This window comes from Romboutsia lituseburensis DSM 797 (assembly GCF_900103615.1).
GTDB classification, from domain to species: Bacteria; Bacillota; Clostridia; order Peptostreptococcales; family Peptostreptococcaceae; genus Romboutsia_F; species Romboutsia_F lituseburensis.
This window is the reverse complement of record NZ_FNGW01000003.1, coordinates 48,995-71,419: the sequence shown is the minus strand read 5'-3', so window position 1 is coordinate 71,419 and position 22,425 is coordinate 48,995. Positions and strand designations below refer to the sequence as shown.

The window sequence follows — 22,425 nt, the reverse complement described above, 5'->3', positions numbered from 1 at the left end:
CTCCTCAAACTTTGTGTTTTTTATTAAACATAAGACATGAATTTATAAATAATGTCCATGTTATAATGCTGCTATATATTCCCTTATTATATAAAATTAAGGAAACTAAAAATAATATACTCGAACTTAACAATGCTAATACTTTATTTCTGATTATTAAATCATTTCTTGTTAAAGGCATATTATCGTTTATTATAGGTGCTTGGTGATAAATACTAAAAATATTTATAAGATTAAGTAATACAATACTTATTATATTTAAATTATTATTTATAGCTAAAATAATAATTATTATAGATATAATCATTGTAACTACTAGGCACTTAATCTGTGAATTTTCATGATATCCTCCAGTAAAAGGTTTAGTCAAACTCATAGTTAAAACTATACATAGTATTTCTCTAAAATATCCACTGAACGAGAACACCCCAACTAGAATAAAAATTTTTAGTATTTCAAATATAAATATTCTAAAGGTATATTCAATTTCTTCTCTTTGCTGTTGTGAGTATCCATTATACTCACAAATATCTCCTGTAAATTTTTTCATTTTTTGTCTAATCATATTTTACCTATGTCTTCACTTTTATTATCTTTTATATAATTATAACATTTTTTGTATTCTTCTAAAAAATGTTTTTTAATATAAATTACGACATTTTCATTATTTTTTAATATAAAATTTAAATTTTCATTTAATTCATAAAATTCATTTTTTAATAAAAAAACATCTTAAACATAAAGTTAAGATGTTTTTTCTATATGTACTTTACTTATATCTTATATATCCTAATTTTTTTAATATGGGTATTATTTTTGAACCTACTGCAGCTATAGCTAAACTTAATAGCAAATCTCCACCTATACACATTATAAAACCATAAAGAATAGCTAAATATACAGTATATGGATTACCTAAATAAAACTTATTTATAAAATATAAATACGGAACTCCTATGAGATATACACAAAATAAACCAGTCAATACAGCTGATAATATATTTTTTATATTTAAATTTTCCTTATTTTCAGTTAACCTTCCAATTATAAATGCTGCAATTATAAAACCTATAAGATATCCAAATGTCGGCTTAAATATATATCCAATTCCTCCCCCTTGTGTAAAAATAGGAATTCCTATAAGTCCTATACATACATATAATAGTTGCGATAACATTCCTAATTTAGAGCCTAAAAATATTCCAGCAAATGCACAAAACATAAATTGCAATGTAAATGGCACATACGGTAGTGGAATATTTATAAATGCACCTACAGCTGTTAAAGCTGCAAAAAGTGCAACCATTGATAGTTCTTTTGTTTTCATAACCTCACCTCATAAAATATTTTTCTTTTTAATTTTACTACATTTTTTTCTTTAGGTAAACTTTTTTATTAGCTAAAGTTTACATTTCATTTAATTCAATATTTTATTTCTCTTAATGGAAATCTATTTAATTTGTTGCTATAATTTTGTTATACAAATAAATTTGAAACAGAAAGGATTTTTGTATGCTAGATTTATTAAAGCAAAGGAGAAGTATTAGAAAATATAAAGATAAACCAATAGAGAAAAACAAATTAGAGAGACTACTTAAGTCAGTATTACTAGCTCCATCTTCTATGAACAAAAAACCTCTTGAATTTATAGTAATAGAGGAAAAAGAAACCATAAATAAATTATCAAGTTGCAAAACAATGGGTACTTTAGGTCTTAATACTGCCCCTATGGCTATAGCTATTATTGCTAATACTGAAGTTAGTGATGTTTGGATCGAAGACTCATCTATTGCAGCTACTATACTTTCACTACAAGCAGAGGCTTTAGGTCTTGGTTCTTGCTGGATACAAGTAAGAAATCGAGAAAGTGAAAATGGAAGCTCTGAAAATAAAGTGAAAAGCATATTAAATATCCCAGATAAATTTGGAGTATTAGCGTTATTTTCTATAGGATACAAAGATGAATCTAAAAATAGCTACAATGAGTCTGATTTAGATTGTTCTAAAATTCATTTTAATAAATTCTAAATTTTTAAATTTTTATACTATGTAAAGCCTACTCTTTAGGTTTTAGTGACTAACCCCCTTACATTATAAAAAAGTGAGGGATATCCCTCACTTTCTATTCATCTACTAATCTATACCCAACACCAACTTCTGTAATTATATATTCTGGTTGTGCAGGGTCTATTTCTATTTTTCGCCTTATACTTGCCATAAAAACTCTTAATGACTGCGTTTCATTCTCACAATAACTACCCCAAATTTCTTTTATTATAAATCGATGAGTAAGCACTCTACCTCTATATTTTGACATTAGCTCTAACAATTTGTATTCTATTGGTGTTAAGTGTATTGATTCTCCTCTTATATATACTTTGTGTTTTTCAAAATCAATCTCTAATTCTTTTAATTTAAAATTAGAAATTTCTTCACAATTATCTGCATGTTTATTAATATTTCTAAGCCCTACCCTTATTCTTGCAAGTAATTCCGGTACGCTAAAAGGTTTTGTTAAATAGTCATCAGCACCTTTATCTAAGGCTTCAACTTTATCTCTATCCCTGTCCCTTGCTGATACTACTATTATTTTTGCGTTAGTCTTATCTCTTATTTTTTCTATTACTTCAATACCATCTATATCTGGAAGTCCAAGGTCTAATATTATAATATCTGGGTTCATAGAGCAAACTAATGAAACTGCATGGCTTCCTGACTCAGTTTCTATACATTTGTAATTTTGCGTCTCTAATGATACTTTTATAAACTTACAAATAGGTTTGTCATCTTCTACAATTAAAACTAATGGCTTTATCTCCATTTATACCTCTCCTCTTGCTGGCAAACTAAATCTAAATGTTGCTCCACCTAAATTATTATTAAAAACACATATATCTCCATCATGCGCTTCTATTATTGACTTGCATATAGCTAAACCTAAACCTATTCCTCTTTGCTCTCCTTGGTTTGCTTTGGTTTTTGTATAAAATCTTTCAAAAATATTTTCTATATTTTCTTTTGATATTCCACACCCATTATCCTCTATTTCAAATACTATATAATTACTCTCTCTTACTATTTTTATGTCAATAGTAGAATTTTTAGGAGTATATCTAACTGCATTTTGAATTAAATTTACTAATACTTGCTCAATTAATAATCCATCTGCATTTATAAGTATTATATCATCTGGTAATGATAAATTTATATTATGACTTTTAGAAAATTTTTTAACTCTAGAAATCGCTTCAACTACTATTTCATCCACTATTTCAATCTTTTTATTTAATTCTAATCTACCTTCATCTATTCTAGTCATACTTAATATATTTTCAAATGATTGACTTAACCAAACAGTATCATCATATACATTTTTAAGAAGTTCTTTTTTTATTTCACTATCTAATACTTCATCATTATCTATTATAGTTGATACTGAACCCAATATGCTAGTTAAAGGAGTTCTTAAATCATGTGATATTGACCTTAATAAGTTTCCTCTTAATCTTTCTCTTTCTGCTTCTAAGCTAACCTTTCTATTTTTTTCAAAAAGATTTTCTCTTTCAATAGCTAAAGCTATTTGAACAGATATGGATTCAAGCAAAATATTTTCTGTATTTGTTAAGTGATTTTCATCATTTAAATTTATGCCTATTATACCTATTATTTTATTTTGGCCTTTTATTGGATAGTAGTAATTTTTTATATTTTTATAATAATTAGTCCCTAACCCACACGGTATTTTTTGATTAAAAGAATACTTCATAGCTTCTTTATCTATATATGAAATAAACATATCTTTAATTTTAGTATTTTTTTTATAATATATATTTTCTTCTTCTAATATATTATCTTTAGCCAAGCAAATCATCACATCTTTATTTAAAATTTCAACTAGACTTTCACCCGAAAAGTCTGTCACCTGTTTTTTATTTTCAGCTTGAAGTAGTTTTCTATTACTTCTATAAAGTGCTTCTATTCTTTTTTCTCTTAAATTTGCAATCATAGCCTCTTCCTTTACATTAGACGTTAGAGTGCTAGTTATTATTGCTACTATAAGCATTATAAAAAATGTTATAGGATAATCAGCTCTATATGCCAGTAATGTATAATATGGCTCTGTAAATAAAAAATTAAAGGATAAAACACTTATTATAGATGCAACTATTCCAAAAAAATAACCTTCCGTCGTAATTGATATAAAAAAAACACCTAGTATATATATAAGTATAATTGTTGCTTCATTTAAATTCATATTATAAAAAATAAATGACACTAATATAGTTAATGTCATTATAAATGTTGATTTTAATAAATTTATAATTAATTTTTCCTTATTTAATAGCCTTCGACCTTCTATCCTATCATAATCATATAATCCTTCCTTTTCTATATTTAATTTTTTCATTTAATCATCTCCAAAACTTTATTTTTGATTCTTTTTAAGCCTCCCTATATTAAGGCTATCATAAACAATTTTGTAACAGGGTTTATATATTGCTTTAAATTCTCCATAATCAATATTCTCTTCTATATACATATACTTATATGAAGTTACTCTTTCTAGGTTTATATTAGATGCTTGCAATGTTGGGTCTAAATCACTAGACGCCCTGTAGTGTTTAGCTGCTAAGTTTAAATCTCCTTTTTTTTCATACAATATTCCTAATAAGTTATGAACTTCACCTGATGAACCATTTTGACATAAGGCATCATGTAAATAATTCATTGCCTTATCTAAGTTATCTATTTTCAAATTATAAATAGCACTTTTTATACATTCTTCATAATTATTTCTACTTAAATATTGTTCTAACATAAATATTTCTCCTTTATTTTGAAATTAATGCTTTAATAATATAATATCAATTTCAAAATAAATATCGCATAAATATATACTGTTGAGTATAAAGATTTTGTTAATATTTTACATTATATTATATAATATTAATATAAAAAAAGAGTTATATTTTTTTTATAACTCTTTTTTCTCTATCTAGTGCAATAGACATCTGTGCTATTATAGCTTCTATCACACATATTTCTTCATTATTTAATTTTTTTTCTTCACAGTCTATACCAATTACTCCTAGGGTTGATTCAATTCCAACTATAGGCATATAATATCCTTTGGCTCCTGGAAGTGTATTTGTATTATTTCCCGCTACAGATGCATTTGTAAATACCCAATTTGCAACAGCTTTCTCATCTTTATCATTTAAAATACTATCTGTACTATTTATAAATTTAGATTGGCTTTTTAATTCCTTTTCATTTTTAGGTACATAGCAAATAATTGATCTATTTAAACTAATAAATAAAAGGTCTAGCCCTTTGTTTATTATATCTTCTTTTATAAACAATCTAGAAAAGCTTCTACTTATTTGATAAAGCATTTGAGCATCACCTTCTCTTTTACAATAAATCTCCATCTGCTGTTGTATTCTAGATGTTAAAGTAGATGTTATTATACCTACTACACTAAACACTATTAGTGTTATTATATAACTAGGATTATCTATATTTAATGTATAAATAGGACTTGTAAATAAAAAATTAACTATTAATATATTAACTATAGAACTTACAATACCTGTACTATATCCTTTAGTAAATGTTGATACTAAAACAACACCTAGCATAAATATTAATAGTATATTGTCTTTACTAAATCCTAACTTATAAATTATATTAACTAGAAAAGTTGTAAAGAGTGTTATTAAGGCTAATTTTAAAAAATCTACTTTACTAATTTTAAATCTTGATAAAAAGGATTTTTCTTTTTTATTTTCATAAGATTTTATCGAACCTTTTTTATATGGAATTACATGCACATCTATATATTCTACTTCATCTATCAATCTATCAACTAAATCTCTTTTTAACATCTGATAAAATTTTTTGTTTTTATAGTGATTTTTACCTATAACTATTTTTGTTACATTTCTCATTTTTGAAAATCTTAATATTTGTTCAACTACATCTTCTCCATGAGATATTATAACCTCTGCGCCCAATTCCTTAGCCAAGGATATATTTATGTTTAATTGTTTTTTTTGAGATTTATCTAATTTTAAATTCGGATTTTCTATATATAAAACTATCCAATTAGATACGTTTGAACTTGCAATTCTTGATGCAGTTCTTATTACCTTCGTGGATGATGGTGATGGTGATATACATGCAAGAAGAGTCTCACAAGTTGGAACTACAGCAACTTCACCTTTTGATAATCTAGTTATTTCTACTTCTTTATTAACTTTTTCAGCTGTTTTTCTAAGCGCTATTTCTCTTAGAGCTATTAAATTATCTTTGATAAAAAAATTTTCCTGCGCTCTTTTAGCTTGCTCTAATTTATATATCTTTCCATCATTAAATCTCTCAAGTAATGCATCAGGTTCAATATCTATTAGTTCTAACTGGGTTGTATTGTCTAGAAATTTATCTGGTATAGTTTCTTTAACACTTACATTAGTTATAATCTCTACTATATCATTTAAACTTTCCAAATGTTGTACATTAACAGTTGTATACACATCTATTCCTGATGCTAAAATTTCTTCTATATCTTGCCACCTTTTATTATGTCTTACACCTTTAGCATTTGTATGAGCAAATTCATCTACTAATATTACTTGAGGATTTCTTTTTAGAGCTTTATCTAAATCAAATTCTTTTAATTCTATAGATTTATATTGTATAATCTTAAGTTCAATTATCTCTAATCCATCTAAAAGTGCGAGTGTTTCAGGTCTTGTATGTGGCTCAATATATCCTACTACTACATCTATTCCTGATTTTTTTAGACTTTGTGCTGATTCTAACATAGAGTAAGTTTTCCCAACACCTGCTGCATACCCAAAAAATATTTTTAATTGTCCTTTTTTATTTTTTTTTTCTTCTGTATTTACTTTAGCTAATAAACTCTTTGGGTCTGGTCTATCCATGCTATCCCCCCAATTTAATTATTTTTTCAACTTATCAAGATCTAGGTTAAGTTCTAATACATTTACTTTTTCTTCTCCAAATATACCTAAAAGTTTCTTTTCAGTATGCTTATCTATAAGATTGTTTATTTTATCTTTTGATATATTAGAGTATTTAGATACTCTATCTATTTGATATTTTGCAGATTCTAGCGATATGTCTGGATCAAGTCCACTTGCTGACGCAGTAACTAAATCCACTGGTATTTTAGTATCTTTGTCTGGGTTATTAGCTTTGATATAATCAATTCTCTCTTTCAAAATTTTTTCATAATCTTTACCAGTTGGAGTTTTATTACTCCCTGTCGATGCCATTGAATTATATGGATAATCACTTGTAGATGATGGTCTTGACCAAAATTTATCTAGTGATGTAAAACTTTGACCTATATATTTTGAACCTACTGGTTTATTATCTTGATATATTATACTTCCATTAGCCTTATGGTTTACAAATACCTGTGCAAATGCAGTTACAGCTAAGGGGTATGCTACCCCAGTTATAGCTGTCATGATTAAAAGTATTAAACTTGCTCTTTTTATATAACTTATAACTTTCATAATTTACTCTCCTTAACTTAAAAATATTGAAACTATTAAATCTATAATTTTTATAGCTATAAATGGAGTTATAATTCCTCCTAAACCATAAATTAATATGTTCTTTCTAAGCAATTTATCTGCTGGTAATTCTTCATATTTAACTCCTTTAAGAGATAATGGTATTAATGCTATTATTACAAACGCATTGTATATAACAGCTGATAATATAGCACTTTGAGGACTACTTAAATTCATTATATTTAATTTGTTTAACTCTGGGTATATACCTATAAATAAAGGAGGTATTATAGCAAAGTATTTCGCTATATCATTTGAAATACTAAAAGTTGTTAAAGCTCCTCTAGTCATAAGTAATTGCTTACCTATTTTCACAATTTCAATAAGCTTAGTTGGACTAGAATCTAAATCTACCATGTTACCTGCTTCTTTAGCCGCCTGTGTACCTGTATTCATAGCAACTGCTACATCTGCTTGTGCAAGAGCTGGGGCATCATTACTTCCATCTCCAGTCATTGCTACTAAATGACCTTTTCTTTGATACTCATGAATTAAATTCATCTTGCCTTCTGGAGTTGCCTCTGCTAAAAAATCGTCTACTCCAGCTTCTGCAGCAATTGCTGCTGCTGTTAATGGATTATCTCCTGTTATCATTACTGTTTTAATTCCCATTTTTCTTAAATCACTAAATTTTTCTGCAACTCCTGATTTTAGTATATCTTTAAGATATATTACACCTAGAACTCTTTCATCTTTACAAACTACAAGTGGTGTCCCGCCTTTTTTAGATACCTCTTCAACAATTACATCACATTCTTTAGGATAATTGCCTCCTAAATTTTCTACAAATAATTTTATTGCTGATGCTGCACCCTTTCTTATTTTATGTTTTGAAGTATTTATACCACTCATTCTGGTTTTAGCAGAAAATGGTACAAACTCTGCATCTAAAGATGCAAAATCTCTTCCTCTTAGTCCATATAAATTTTTTGCAAGAACTACTATACTTCTACCCTCAGGTGTTTCATCTGGTAAAGAACTTAACTGAGCACAATCTGCTAATTCTAATTTATCTACCCCACTTAAAGGAATAAATTCGCTAGCAGCTCTATTACCAAAAGTTATAGTTCCTGTTTTATCTAAAAGTAATACATCTACGTCTCCAGCCGCTTCTATAGCTCTTCCTGATGTAGCAAGAACATTTTTTCTGTTTAATCTACTCATACCTGCAATACCGATTGATGAAAGTAGTGCTCCTATTGTAGTTGGAGCTAAGCAAACTAACAATGCTATTAAAGATGTTACTGAAACTACTTCACCTACTTTATTTTGATTTACTGCAAAGTAGCTAAATGGATAAAGTGTTACTGTTACTACTACAAATATTGTAGTAAGTGCTATAAGTAATGTTTGAAGAGCTATTTCATTTGGCGTTTTCTTTCTTTTAGATCCTTCGACCATTGCTATCATTTTGTCTAAAAAACTTTCTCCTGGTGAGGATGTTATTTCTATTATTAAATAATCTGAGACTACAACTGTACCTCCAGTTACTGCACATCTATCTCCTCCAGATTCTCTTATAACAGGGGCACTTTCGCCTGTTATAGCACTTTCATCAACAGATGCAACACCTTCTATTACATCTCCATCACCTGGTATTTGTTCATTTACTTCAACTAATACTATATCTCCTTTCCTTAAACTACTTGAATTTATCATTTCAAACTCCGAATCTTTATCTTTTTGCTTTAATTTTTTTGCCATTACATCTTTTTTTGCAGCTCTTAAACTTTTAGCTTGAGCTTTCCCTCTGCCCTCTGCTATTGCTTCTGCAAAGTTTGCAAATAAAACAGTAAACCATAAAAATATAGTTATTAGAAGCGTAAATAATTGATTTTCTTTAGTATCTTTAAAAAATGACATAAAATATATTAATGTAGTTATTATAGAACCTAGATATACCACAAACATTACAGGATTTTTTATCTGTGTTTTTAAACTAAGCTTCTTAAAGGAATCTTTAAGAGCTTGTATAAGCATTTCTTTACTTATAAAATCTTTATTTTTATTACTACTCATATTTATTCCCCTTCTCTTTATAAAACTGAATTCATTCTATATTTAAAACATCATACTAAGATGCTCTGCTATTGGACCTAATGCTAATGCTGGTAAAAAACTAAGCGCTCCTATCATTAATATAACTCCCACTAATAATCCTACAAACATTATATTATTAGTTTGAAGAGTACCTGCACTAGTAGGAAGTATCTTTTTCTGAGCTAAGGAACCTGCTATTGCTAAAGTTAATCCTATAGGAATAAAACGTGCTAATATCATAGCTATAGCTGTCAATAAATTTATAAATACATTATTTGCACTAAATCCTGCAAAGGCGCTACCATTGTTATTTCCTGTTGAACTTAATGCATACAATATCTCTGAAAAGCCATGAGCACCATTGTTATTTAGCAAGATGCTTATATTTGGAAGTAAGCAAACAACAGCTGTGCCTAATAATACTAATACTGGTGTAGCTATAATTAAAATAGATGCCATTTTCATTTCAAATGGTTCTATCTTCTTACCTAGATATTCTGGAGTTCTACCTACCATAAGACCTGCAATAAATACTGTAAGTATTGCAAATGCAAGCATTCCATAAAGACCTGACCCCACACCACCAAATATTATTTCTCCAAGTTGCATAAGTAACATTAAAATCATTCCACCCAGTGGTGTATAAGAATCATGCATAGAGTTTACTGAACCATTTGATGCTGATGTTGTAGTTACACCCCATATAACTGAATTTGTTACTCCAAATCTTACTTCTTTTCCCTCCATATTTCCACCAGATTGATTCTTGCCAATTTGAGTATTTATATAATTATTGTTTGCAAGCTCTGGTGTTGCTTTGTACTCAAAATACATAGAAGATGATAATGATATTATGAAAATAATCAACATAGATGCAAGTAGTGTTTTTCCTTGTCTTTTGTCTTTCACCATTTCACCAAAAGTAAAACATAAAGCAGCTGGTATTAGTATTATTGATACTACTTGAGCTATATTTGATCCTATAGTTGGGTTTTCTAGTGGATAGGCCGAATTTGTTCCAAAAAATCCGCCACCATTTGTTCCTAGTTGTTTTATAGCGATTTGACTAGCTGCAGGCCCACCTGGTATTATTTGCTTTGCCGATCCATCAATCGTTTGTCCTATAGTATATGCTTCTTGATATGGATTAAAATTCTGAACAACACCTTGTGTTGTCAAAAATATTGCAAGTACTAATGATAGCGGTAATAAAATGTATAAAATAGATTTAGTTAAATCTACCCAAAAATTACCTATATTTTTATTTTTAGTTCTTATAAATCCTCTTATTAAAACTAATAAAACACATATCCCAACACCTGCAGATACAAAGTTTTGTACCGTTAAACCTAACATTTGAGTTAAATAACTTAAAGTAGATTCCCCACTATATGCCTGCCAGTTAGTATTAGTGACAAAGCTTACAGCTGTATTAAATGCTAAATCCCAATTTATAGATTGCAACTTTTCTGGGTTTAGTGGAAGTATTTGCTGTACTAACTGAATTATTATAACGAATACTAATGAAATAATACTAAAGCTGATTACACTAAAAAAATACTCTTTCCAATTCATTCCTTGCTTTGAATTAACCTTTAATATTTTGTATATAAACTTTTCTATTGGCATACAAATTTTACTTAAAAATACTCTCTCATTATTGAATACTTTAGCCATATAATGCCCTAATGGCTTTGCTAGTATAATAACTAGTAAAATAAAAAATACACATTGTAAAACAATACTACTCATTCCATTTCCTCCTTAATATAAACATGCATTATATTATTTATGTTTATGATAATCTTATCGGTTATGGCATTAAGGTGGTATTAAGTAATTTTTATAAATATAAAGATTGTGTAAAGATTATTATATTTTTATATCAGTTATAAATTATTTTTAAATAAGACAAAAAAAGATATAGTTATAATCAACTATATCTTTTTTTGTCTTATTTAATTAATTCTTCTATCATATATCTTACAAGCTCTGGAACTATTTCAAAAGAATAATCAACAAGGATTCTTTCAGTAAATTTATGAGGATCTTTACCATGAGGTCCGTAATTTAGTACAGGTACATTTAGTTTTTTTATTTCTTCTAATGGTAAGTTATACTTATATCCTAAACATGGCATATTAGGTTTTAAGTATTTTATAACTTCCTCTCCATCTTGAAGTGCAAAATAACTTAAATCAGATAATCCTTTAAAATACTTTTGAGTTTTAATATCTATATTATAATTTTCTTTAGCTCTTTTTATGACATTGTCTACTACATTTAAAATCTTTTTAGATCTTTCATCCTCTTTATCTATCCCAACATGAGGATAATAAGGTGGTGCAAAAAATATAATTAAAAATGGTTCTTCACTTTTAGCAAATTTACAAACTTCTTTTACTATTTCACAACTTATATCCCTTTCATCTAAATCCAAATTTTTTAAAAGTTCATTTATTTTTTCACTTATAGTATCTTTAAATACTTCTCCTTTTTCATTATAAATTTTATTATAAATTTCATCAAAAGTATAAATCTTAATTTCTAAATCCTCTTCTTTTATAGTTGATTTAGACAACTTTTTGTATTCTAGCTTAGCTTTTTTTACCTTTCTAATAACATCATCACTAGCTTCTTTACAGATATCTTTTAATTTTAATATAATATCTTTTGGATTAGAATGTAGTGTTTGCAAGTTATAATACATTATCGCTGATTGAGGCATTTGAATATTATATACTTCTTTAGTATCTTCATACTTTAAACAAGTTGGTGGCATTGTATTTTCATTATCTATATTTTCGCAAAAACTTGTATTAAAATCTAATCTTGAAAGTATTTCAGCACCTATTAAATTTGGATTTAATCCACATAAGCTTTCTCCAACATGAACCTCTTTACCTACTATAAAAATGCCCGGAAGTAACTTCCCACAAGACCCTGTATATATGTACTTATTGTCATCACCCGGATAAGCTCCAAAATCTGGCTCTGAATTAATTACCGCTACTGGGCTTAAATTATTCTCTTTTATTATTTTATTTATAAAAGGTATAGCACTTATTGCCCCCTTTGAATTTGATTCTTCATCTGGTACTGCTATTAATAATAAATTTCCTTCAAAATCATTTCTTTTACTATATTCTTTTATAAGTTGCATTTGCATAGCAAGTCCCATTTTCATATCCATTATGCCTCTGCCAAATAACCAATCTCCACTTAGAAGATCTTTTTTAGCATCTTCATCTAATAAATCTATATGTTCTTTAAGCTTATCTGTGTACTCATATGGACTTAATATATATTCTTTTAATATTCCAGCATTTTCAATATCCGCAGTATCTATATGTGCTATTGTTAAAATCGTTTTTGAAGTCTTTTTTTTAGATTTCATAAGTGCACATACAAATGATCTATTAAGTTCATCATTGATAGGCTGAATAAATAAATGATTTGGATTTTCTTTATAATAATCTAATTCTTTTAGTTTTTGATATACAAAATTTGAAACATAAGCTTCATCACTAGTCCCAGATACACTTTTTATCCCCACAAGTTCTATTGTTAAATTTAATAATTCTTCTTTTCCTGCATACATATCTATCCCTTCTCCCTGTATAAATATTTATTAATATACAAAAAAATTATATCAAATGTTTATAATTTTATCACCTATTTCATTAGCAAATCCTATGTCATGAGTTATTATGAGAATTGCTATTTTTTTATTTTTAAGTTCATTTATTATATTTATCACTTTTTTTATAGACTCTGCATCTAGTGCTGATGTTGGCTCATCAAAGCAAAGAACCTTAGGTGTTAATGCGCAAGCTCTAGCTATTGCAACTCTTTGTTTTTGACCTCCAGATAGTTCAAAAGGGTAAGAGTTTATCTTATCTTCTAAGTCTACAAGTTTTAATAATTTTTTTGCAGTATTTACGGCTTCTTCTTTTGAAATTTTAGCTACACTTATAGGGGCTTGGATAATATTTTCTAAAACCGACATATGAGGAAATAAATTAAAATTTTGAAAAACCATTCCTGTTTTATTTCTAATTTTGTTAATATCTTTTACATTTTTTATAGAAATATCATCAACTGTTATTTCTCCTCTATCAAATTCTTCTAACCCATTTATACATCTTAATATAGTAGTTTTTCCAGTACCTGATTTTCCAAGTAGTACCCCTATTTCACCACTTTTCAACTCAAAAGATATATCATTAAGTACTTTATTTTCTCCAAAAGATTTATTTAATTTATTGACTTTTAACATACTAATATCTCCTATCTATAATATGAATATCTTTTTTCTATTTGTTTAAATATTTGAGTTAATACTGCAATTATTATAATATATACAAGTCCTGCTTGTATTAAAGGAATTAAACTAGCTTGTTGGTTTTGTTTAATTTGAGCTATCCTCAAAATATCATTCAGTCCTATTGTATATACTATTGCTGTATCCTTTATAAGGGTAATTATCTCATTTGACATAGCTGGAAGTATATTTTTTATTACTTGAGGGACTATTATTTTTTTATACATATCAAACTTGCTAAATCCTAATACTAAAGCACCTTCATATTGGCCTTTGTCTATAGTATTTATACCACCTCTAAATATTTCTGCAAAATATGCTGCATAATTTAATGAAAATGCTATTATTGCAGCTGTATATCTATCAAATACGATTCCTAATAGTGGAAGTCCAAAGAATATGAATATAAGCTGTAAAAGTAATGGTGTTCCTCTTATAATAAGTATATAAGTCTTTGCTAATCTACTTATTAATTGATTTTTAGATAATCTAAAAAAAGTTATAAAAATTCCAAGTGGAATTGATATTATTAATGTCATTAAAAATACTGATATTGTAATACTTAATCCCTGTAACATATGTTTTCTCCTTTATTAAATTTAATTATTTTGTCCAAACCATTTTTGGTATATTTCATTAAATACTTTATCTTTCTTTATTTCTCTTAAGATTTTATTAACTTTATCACAAAGTTCAATGTTATCTTTACTAAATGCAACAACATAATCTTCTTCACCGAGATTTTCATCTAAAATGTTGTATTTTTCTCTGCCAGTTTTATTTATATAGTATTTTGCTAATGTTTCATCAGCTACTAATGCATCAATTCTTTTCGCATTTAAATCTCTAAATACTTTATCGAAAGTATCGTAAAGTATTGGTTCTTTATTAGATAAACTATTCAATAATTTTTTATCTTTTTCTATGGCTTCAAGTCCAGCGGATCCTTGTTGTGTTCCTAATATACTTCCTTTTAAATCTCTTTTATTTTTTATACTTGAATCTTTCAATACTACTATTAATTGTTTGTTTTTCATATACGGTTCTGTGTATGTTACTATTTTTTTTCTTTCTTCTGTAAGGCTGTATCCATTCCAGATTGCATCTATATTTTTTGCTCTTAGCTCAGTTTCTTTCATAGACCAGTCAATAGGTTGAAAACTAACCTTCATATTCAATCTTTTAAAGGTTTCTTTTGCTAAATCAATATCAAAGCCTACAGTATCTCCATTTTCATTCATATATCCCATTGGAAAATATGTATTATCAAAACCTATAACTACTTCATTTTCAATTTTTTCTTTTTTTGTGCAACCCACACTTATTAGTAAAATCGCTAAAACTAATAACATTACCTTTAAAATTTTTAATATCTTCTTCATAACTCTCCTCCTTAATTTTGTAATAAACGAAAAAAAACCATATAGGCTTTATACCTATATGGTTTATAATTTGTTGTTTATATACCACCATAGATACAAGCCTTTTTAATAGCACTAAAAGGGCTTGTATCTATGAATTAATTTTCATACTACAATCCCTTGGTTCTATGATGGTGATGATGATTTAATTTTATGTTTGCTTTTTTATTTGTTGTATTTAATTTAATCATAACACCATTCCTCCTCGTTTTTTAATGTTTTTCTTTTTTTATTTAGGTTTAATCTTAATATAGTTTCTTTTATAAGTCAACTATTATTCTAAAATTTAATTAAGATAAATCTTATATTTTTTTAATTTACTAATTATATTTTTCATATTATTTTTTATTGTATTACATACAATTTCTATATTTAATAAATTCAAGACCTTCATTGTATCCATACATTTACTTTTAAGTTCCTTTTTTTATAAATTGTATTGCTGTGATTTTAAAAGTGTACTACTATTTTTTTAGAAACAAGTCAAACAAAATACAAGGGGGATAAATTTATGAATAGTAGATATGTATTAAATAAAAATTTAGCTCAAATGCTAAAAGGTGGAGTAATAATGGATGTTACAAATCCTAAAGAAGCAATAATAGCTCAAAATGCAGGTGCATGTGCAGTAATGGCACTTGAAAGAGTTCCTTCTGATATAAGACGTGATGGTGGAGTTGCTAGAATGTCTGATCCTAAAATGATAAAGGAAATTCAAGAAGCTGTGACTATACCTGTTATGGCTAAAGTTAGAATAGGTCATTTCGTAGAAGCTCAAATACTTGAAGCTTTAGAAGTAGATTATATAGATGAAAGTGAAGTTTTAACACCAGCTGATAATGTATATCATATAGATAAGTCAAAATTTGAAGTTCCATTTGTGTGTGGTGCTAGAAATTTAGGTGAAGCCTTAAGAAGAATTGGTGAAGGAGCTGCAATGATCAGAACTAAAGGTGAAGCTGGAACAGGTGATGTTGTTGAAGCTGTAACTCATATGAGAACTATGACTTCTGACATAAGAAAAGTTGTATCAATGGGTGAAGAAGAGCTTATGAATGCGGCTAAAGAAATGGGAGCACCTTTTGATTTAGTAAAATACGTTCATGACCATAACTCTTTACCAGTAGTAAACTTCGCTGCAGGTGGAATTGCAACACCAGCAGATGCTGCCCTTATGATGCAATTAGGATGTGACGGCGTATTTGTAGGATCAGGAATATTTAAATCAGATAATCCCGAGAAAAGAGCTGAAGCCATAGTTAAAGCTGTTGCTAACTTTAATAATCCTAAGCAATTAGCACAAATTTCAGAAGACTTAGGTGGCGCTATGAGTGGAATGTCAGTATCAAGTCTTAATGACAATGAAAAATTAGCAGTTAGAGGTTGGTAATATGAATATAGGAATATTAGCAATGCAAGGTGCTTATAAAGAACATATTAATATCTTAAAAACTTTGGGTGTCAATGCATTTGAAGTTAGATATAAAAAAGACTTTGATAATTTAGATGGACTTATTATACCCGGTGGTGAAAGCACTAGCATCGGAAAGCTTATAAAAACTTTAGATATATATAATATATTAAAAGATAAAATACATAATAAACTTCCTGTATGGGGCACTTGCGCTGGTATGATTTTACTTGCTAAAGATATTGAAAGTCAGGATGATAAATATTTATGCGAAATGAATATAAAGGTAATAAGAAATGGGTATGGTAGGCAATTAGGAAGTTTTAATACTTATTCTAATATGAAATATATTGGTGATGATATAAATATGGTATTTATTAGAGCTCCCTTTATCCAAAGTGTAGGAAAAAATGTTGAAGTTTTATCAGTTGTAGATAATAAAATAGTTGCAGCAAAAGAAGAAAACATGCTCGTTACATCTTTTCATCCAGAGCTAACAGATGATTATAGAGTTCATAAATATTTTTTAGATATGGTTTCTTCTAATATTTAAGACATAGCTTTATTAATATATAAATAAAAGACAAGCCCCTCAACTTGTCTTTTATTTATATTAATTGAACTAAACGTTATCCTTTTAGTTTTTTCCGAACCAATTTAGTTCCCCTACTTTGATTATTTACTTATTATTTTTACATCCCTTAATGTTTTATCAACATCTATATAATACAACAAACCTTATGTCGAATTTTGTAATTCTTTGTTATTCCCATAAATTTCTTTATTTTATTATTAAAATATTTATTAAAATCAATATAAAATACCTTATTTTATATTTTTTTTATAAAATATATAAAATAGTTGTATATATACTGTAATATTGGATATAATTTATATATCATAAATTATATACTTACATATAAAATCCACTATATGCTAAGACATTAATCTAATTAAATTTTTATAATATGCTTATATTTGAGACAGGTATCGGAAACCTGTCTTTTTTCTTTATACAATTTAATATAAGCATTTTAATAAACTAAATCATTCTTTCTAAATTTATTATCATATCTAATTTTAATTTTGCTGAATCTATTGATATATTATTTAAGGTAACTGATTTAAAATTACTTTTATCTATAATTACATTTCCATCATTAAACGCTACGACAATATCACTTTCTTCTGAAAACCAGTCTTTTACAAAATTATTAATACCGATGTTTACTATCCACTTAGATACTTTTAAGTCTAAAAATTTAACTTCATCAATATTTAAAACTAAGTCTTTATTTTTATTTAGTGAAGGCTTAATCTTAAACTCAATTGGAGTAACTATATTTTTAGTTATATTATAGTCCACTATTGCTTTTATGTATCCATCGCCTATATCTATATTAAGTTTGCTTATTTTTTCATTCTTACTTTCCTTTAAAAAGTGGTCTATTCCATTTTTAATAGATTCTTTTGGTGCTAAAAATGAACCTTCAAATCCAACTGGATTATCTATTAGTTCTACATTTTCAACTTTTAATCCATGTACTTTCCTTAAAAATTCTATTGTACTATTAGCTTCTTTTGTTTCTATAACTTCTTCTACTTTATGGTTATCTTCTTTTATTTTTTTAACATCTGTAGGTTTCATAAAAATATATCCACCTATTAAAACTACTGTCATTACCAAAATACCTGTTACCAACGTCTTTTTGTTCATAAGTATTACCTCTAACTTTTTAAATTTTTAATAAACTGCTAGCCTTATTATAAGTAATTTTTCCTATAATTTCTATAAAATAATAATATCTTGCTTTTATTTCATTTTTTATCTATAATTACATTCATCATAAACACTAAATAAGGAGGTATATAGATGAAAATTTATTTGCCAAAAATAATATATAATTCACCAACTAAATTGCCAGATTTAGAAAAAAATTTTTTTTATTATGTTATACATAAAATGTTTAAATTAAATAGTGAAAATAATAAAGATTTTAATTTAGAAATTAATATAGATGAATTTATAACGATTATAGATAATTCTACTTTACAATTATTTGATATAAAATCTCAAACTATTAACGCTATCAATAACCTTAATAAAATAAATATAAGTTTAGTAGACAATGGATTTCATATAAAGCTTTCTCCATTTGAAAATGTTTATTTGAGTCACCCTATCATTTATATAACTATTAATCCAATAATTCTTGAATACTTAGATCAAATATCAGTTGGAAATTATGTAGTATTTGATTTAAATACAAATTCTATAGTAAATAATTATAATAATTTTATATAAAATCATTTAGTAAAAAACACTAGATACGTTTTTAATATCTAGTGTTTTTTATTAGCATTGTTCAATTACTTCATTTGGATCAATAGGTAATTTTATTATAAAATTGCTTCCTTCTCCTGGAGTACTTTCTACATGTATTGTTCCTTTATGAAGCTTTATTATATGACTTGTAATTGTTAGCCCTAATCCACTTCCGCATTTGGCTTCATCTTGTTCATCTAATACTTGGTTAAATCTATCAAATATTATCTTATGGTATTTCTCTTCTATACCTACACCTGTATCTTGCACACTAATCATAACTTTATCATCTAAATCTTTTACTGTAACAGTTATACTACCACCTTCCGGAGTAAATTTAGCTGCATTTCCTATCAAATTAATTACACATCTTTCTATTTCATATGGATCACAAGTTATTGTTTTTTCTTCCATTTCAGGATCTATTATAATATCGATTCCTTTTGCATTTATATAATCCGCTAATGTCAGGGCAGTTTCTTCCACTAAGTAGACTATATCAACCTCTTTTAAGTCTATAACATACATATCCTTTTGTAACTTAGCTCCGTCTAATATATTATTAATTAAATTCAATAATCTGTGACAGTTTTTTTGTGACACATCAATATAATGACCTAGTTTTTCTTCTGTTATATAAGCCCCCTTTTTCATTAACCCCATTATTAGTTGATTTGTACTACTTATTACATTTAAAGGTGTTCTTAGTTCATGGGACAGATTTACAAAATAGCTATTCTTATTTTTTTCTAGCTTTATATTTTCATTAAGCAATAGTGTATTTCTTTCCATTTCTTCACTTAATAGCTTCGTTCTTTCCTTTACTAGCTTATCTAATGTTTTCATTCTATATTTGTGTCTTATTATAATTATAACTATTAATATAATATATACAATGTATGCTGATGGACTCATCCAGAATGGATATTTTATCGTAAAGTTTACAAAACTTTTATCTCCTATATTTCCATTGGTATCAATAGCTCGTACTTCAAATGTATAACTACCTGGAGACAAACCTTTATATGTAACATAATTATCTTTAGTAACAGAAGATTTGCCTTTATTTCCTAGTAAATGGTATTCATACATAACTTTATTTTTACTAGAGTATATAGGTGTAAAAAACTTTATTGTTATTGTATCTGTATTTTCACTAAGGTTTAACCCATTTATATCTGAATATTCTTTATCGTTTACATTAAATCCGTCAAATAACACATTTGATTTACTTCCTACCTTCTTTACATCATCTGGATAAAATGAATTTAAACCATTTGTACCACCAAAAAACAGTTCTCCATTTTTATTCTTATATGAAGCATTATTGTTAAACTCTTTGCCTTGTATACCATCTGTAATACTTAAATTTTGTACTTTATTATTTTTGGTATCAATTTTAACAAGCCCAAAATTAGTACTTGCCCAAACGTTATTATCATTATCTATTAACACTTCATGGATGGTATTATTTGAAAGTCCATTTTGTGTTTTATATTTTATAAACTTTTTAGTTTTTTTATTAAATTTATTTAGACCGTTATCAGTTCCTATCCATATGTTTTTCTCTTTATCTTCAATTATGCTCGTTACATAATTACTACTTATACTATCTTGATTTGATTGTTGATGTTTATAGTATTTAATTGATTTTTGATCTGGATTTAATACACATAATCCTCCATCTTTTAATAATCCTAAAAAATAATTACCTTCACTGTCTTGATATATTTCTTTTACATATAAATTTTTTTTTATATATTCATTCATATTGACTACTTTATCATTTTTTGTATTCAATAAACATAAACCATTTGTGGTTCCTATCCATAAATACTCTTTATTATCTAAAAATATATCTTGAACTGACCCTTTAATTAGCCCATCTTTTGTATTGTAATTTTTTATAGTTTTATTTTTTCTATCTATTTTCAAAACACCATTGTCAGTAGCAGCAAATATTACACTTCCACTCCCTGTAATATCATTTATATAATCACAGTCTATTTCTTTATTGGTTTTGCTATTTAAATACATACAAACATTATCTTTTCTATCTATTATATTTATTCCTTTTGATTTTGTTCCAACCCAAAGATATCCATCACCATCTTCATATATCCCATGAATCATGTTTTCACTTAATAGCTGGTCTTTCTCTATACCTGCTTTATAGTGCTTTATATTGTTATTTTTATCAAATATTCCTAAGCCTGAATATGTACCAACCCATATAAGGCCTTCTTTATCTTCCATTAAAGACTTTACATGGTCATATATTAAGCTGTTTTTATCATATACTTTGTTTATGTATGTTTTAAATTTATTATTACTTTCATAATACTTCGCAAGACCGCTTTTCGTTCCTATCCATACATTATCACTGCTATCCCTCATAATAGCTTCTATCTGATTTGATGGAATAGAATCCCTATCATTAGAATTATGCTTATATTCTTTTATTTCATTGTTTTTAGTATTTACCTTATATGCACCTGAAGTATAGGTTCCAACCCATACAATATCGTGATTATTATCACAATATAACGTACTAACCTCGTCTTCGCCTAAATAATGTTTAAATTCAGTTGCTAAATAATTGTTTACAACCTTAAAATTGTTTGAAACTTCATCTATCCCAGAATTAGTTCCTAACCATAAATTACCATAATAGTCTTCATCAATAGAATGTATCTCATTACTACTTAATCCATCTGATTGTTTCAGTATAATATCGAATCTATCATTAAATTCATTGTAAATACCTAGTCCTTTATGAGTTGTAGCTAGGATTTTATTGTCTTTTGTACATATAATATTTTTAATATTTCCATCTGATATATTACCTTTGTCTTCAGTATAATTACTTATTTCCCCTGTTTTTATATCTATTTTATTTATACCTCCAACAGTTCCTACCCATATGTTTCCTTTATTATCTTCTGCTACATCAGTTATTACATTCCCACTGATACTATTTTTATTTTCTTCATTTTTATAAACCTTGAATTCATAACCATTGTAGCGATTTAAACCATCATTTGTTCCTATCCATATATATCCTTTACTATCTTGGAATATGCACTCTATAGTTGATTGACTTATACCTGGTTCTATATATATGTTATTAAAATTTATATTGTTTAAGCCCGCATATGATTTAAACCCACTAAACTTTACTATACAAATAATAAGGAAACAAATTATTATTATTTGTTTTTTTAATACTCTATTCTTTCTCATGCCCTTGCCTTTCAAATATTTTATTTCCTCCCCATTTAAATATTACAATATTT

The 22,425-nt window shown here is 27.0% G+C and carries 19 protein-coding genes; 4 read left to right on the top strand and 15 right to left on the bottom strand.

Going from position 1 to position 22,425, the window contains the following annotated elements:
* Nucleotides 1-4: 4 nt before the first annotated feature.
* Both BLP75_RS06140 and BLP75_RS06135 read right to left on the bottom strand, forming a co-directional pair.
* Nucleotides 5-565 (bottom strand): accessory gene regulator B family protein, encoded by a 561-nt coding sequence (locus BLP75_RS06140; RefSeq protein ID WP_092724776.1) that lies wholly within the window; start codon nt 563-565, stop codon nt 5-7.
* Between the two features lie 204 nt (nt 566-769).
* A complete protein-coding gene (locus tag BLP75_RS06135) occupies nt 770-1,327 on the bottom strand; it encodes a biotin transporter BioY (RefSeq protein ID WP_092724775.1) in 558 nt (185 codons plus the stop codon).
* A gap of 185 nt (nt 1,328-1,512) precedes the next feature.
* On the opposite strand from BLP75_RS06135, the gene BLP75_RS06130 reads away from it, so the two are divergent.
* Entirely contained in the window at nt 1,513-2,028 is a 516-nt protein-coding gene (locus BLP75_RS06130; protein WP_092724774.1) for a nitroreductase family protein, read from the top strand.
* A 94-nt stretch (nt 2,029-2,122) separates the two neighbouring features.
* On the opposite strand, the gene BLP75_RS06125 is transcribed toward BLP75_RS06130, so the two are convergent.
* From BLP75_RS06125 to BLP75_RS06075, 11 genes are all read right to left on the bottom strand, one after another.
* Nucleotides 2,123-2,821 carry a response regulator gene (locus BLP75_RS06125; RefSeq protein WP_092724773.1) on the bottom strand — a complete coding sequence of 233 codons (699 nt, stop codon included), beginning with the start codon at nt 2,819-2,821 and terminating at the stop codon, nt 2,123-2,125.
* A complete protein-coding gene (locus BLP75_RS06120; protein WP_092724772.1) occupies nt 2,822-4,408 on the bottom strand; it encodes an ATP-binding protein in 1,587 nt (528 codons plus the stop codon). It lies immediately after the preceding gene.
* A gap of 18 nt (nt 4,409-4,426) precedes the next feature.
* Nucleotides 4,427-4,819 carry a tetratricopeptide repeat protein gene (locus BLP75_RS06115; RefSeq protein ID WP_092724771.1) on the bottom strand — a complete coding sequence of 131 codons (393 nt, stop codon included), beginning with the start codon at nt 4,817-4,819 and terminating at the stop codon, nt 4,427-4,429.
* Nucleotides 4,820-4,964: 145 nt separating this feature from the next.
* Nucleotides 4,965-6,947 (bottom strand): DUF4118 domain-containing protein, encoded by a 1,983-nt coding sequence (locus BLP75_RS06110; protein WP_092724770.1) that lies wholly within the window; start codon nt 6,945-6,947, stop codon nt 4,965-4,967.
* Nucleotides 6,948-6,965: 18 nt separating this feature from the next.
* A complete protein-coding gene (kdpC, locus tag BLP75_RS06105) occupies nt 6,966-7,547 on the bottom strand; it encodes a potassium-transporting ATPase subunit KdpC (RefSeq protein ID WP_092724769.1) in 582 nt (193 codons plus the stop codon).
* 12 nt (nt 7,548-7,559) lie between these two features.
* Entirely contained in the window at nt 7,560-9,626 is a 2,067-nt protein-coding gene (kdpB, locus tag BLP75_RS06100; RefSeq protein ID WP_092724768.1) for a potassium-transporting ATPase subunit KdpB, read from the bottom strand.
* 42 nt (nt 9,627-9,668) lie between these two features.
* Complete coding sequence (gene kdpA / locus BLP75_RS06095) at nt 9,669-11,399, bottom strand: potassium-transporting ATPase subunit KdpA (protein ID WP_092724767.1); 1,731 nt, start codon at nt 11,397-11,399, stop codon at nt 9,669-9,671.
* A gap of 202 nt (nt 11,400-11,601) precedes the next feature.
* The gene (locus BLP75_RS06090; RefSeq protein ID WP_092724766.1) at nt 11,602-13,248 is read right to left on the bottom strand and encodes a M20/M25/M40 family metallo-hydrolase; all 1,647 of its coding nucleotides are present in this window, start codon (nt 13,246-13,248) and stop codon (nt 11,602-11,604) included.
* 51 nt (nt 13,249-13,299) lie between these two features.
* Nucleotides 13,300-13,926, bottom strand: a complete 627-nt coding sequence (locus tag BLP75_RS06085; RefSeq protein ID WP_092724765.1) for an amino acid ABC transporter ATP-binding protein — start codon at nt 13,924-13,926, stop codon at nt 13,300-13,302.
* An 11-nt stretch (nt 13,927-13,937) separates the two neighbouring features.
* Nucleotides 13,938-14,549 carry an amino acid ABC transporter permease gene (locus tag BLP75_RS06080; protein ID WP_092724764.1) on the bottom strand — a complete coding sequence of 204 codons (612 nt, stop codon included), beginning with the start codon at nt 14,547-14,549 and terminating at the stop codon, nt 13,938-13,940.
* Nucleotides 14,550-14,570: 21 nt separating this feature from the next.
* Nucleotides 14,571-15,353 (bottom strand): amino acid ABC transporter substrate-binding protein, encoded by a 783-nt coding sequence (locus tag BLP75_RS06075; RefSeq protein ID WP_092724763.1) that lies wholly within the window; start codon nt 15,351-15,353, stop codon nt 14,571-14,573.
* A 550-nt stretch (nt 15,354-15,903) separates the two neighbouring features.
* Between BLP75_RS06075 and pdxS the strand changes: the two genes are divergently transcribed.
* Both pdxS and pdxT read left to right on the top strand, forming a co-directional pair.
* Complete coding sequence (gene pdxS / locus BLP75_RS06070; protein ID WP_092724762.1) at nt 15,904-16,782, top strand: pyridoxal 5'-phosphate synthase lyase subunit PdxS; 879 nt, start codon at nt 15,904-15,906, stop codon at nt 16,780-16,782.
* Nucleotide 16,783: 1 nt separating this feature from the next.
* Nucleotides 16,784-17,356: a pyridoxal 5'-phosphate synthase glutaminase subunit PdxT gene (gene pdxT, locus BLP75_RS06065; protein WP_092724761.1), complete on the top strand. Its 573-nt coding sequence runs from the start codon at nt 16,784-16,786 to the stop codon at nt 17,354-17,356.
* A gap of 489 nt (nt 17,357-17,845) precedes the next feature.
* Here the strand turns inward: pdxT and BLP75_RS06060 are convergent, their stop codons facing one another.
* Complete coding sequence (locus tag BLP75_RS06060; RefSeq protein WP_092724760.1) at nt 17,846-18,520, bottom strand: hypothetical protein; 675 nt, start codon at nt 18,518-18,520, stop codon at nt 17,846-17,848.
* Nucleotides 18,521-18,676: 156 nt separating this feature from the next.
* On the opposite strand from BLP75_RS06060, the gene BLP75_RS06055 reads away from it, so the two are divergent.
* Nucleotides 18,677-19,108 carry a hypothetical protein gene (locus BLP75_RS06055; RefSeq protein WP_092724759.1) on the top strand — a complete coding sequence of 144 codons (432 nt, stop codon included), beginning with the start codon at nt 18,677-18,679 and terminating at the stop codon, nt 19,106-19,108.
* Between the two features lie 51 nt (nt 19,109-19,159).
* Here the strand turns inward: BLP75_RS06055 and BLP75_RS06050 are convergent, their stop codons facing one another.
* Nucleotides 19,160-22,387 carry a ligand-binding sensor domain-containing protein gene (locus BLP75_RS06050; RefSeq protein ID WP_170827936.1) on the bottom strand — a complete coding sequence of 1,076 codons (3,228 nt, stop codon included), beginning with the start codon at nt 22,385-22,387 and terminating at the stop codon, nt 19,160-19,162.
* Nucleotides 22,388-22,425: the final 38 nt, after the last annotated feature.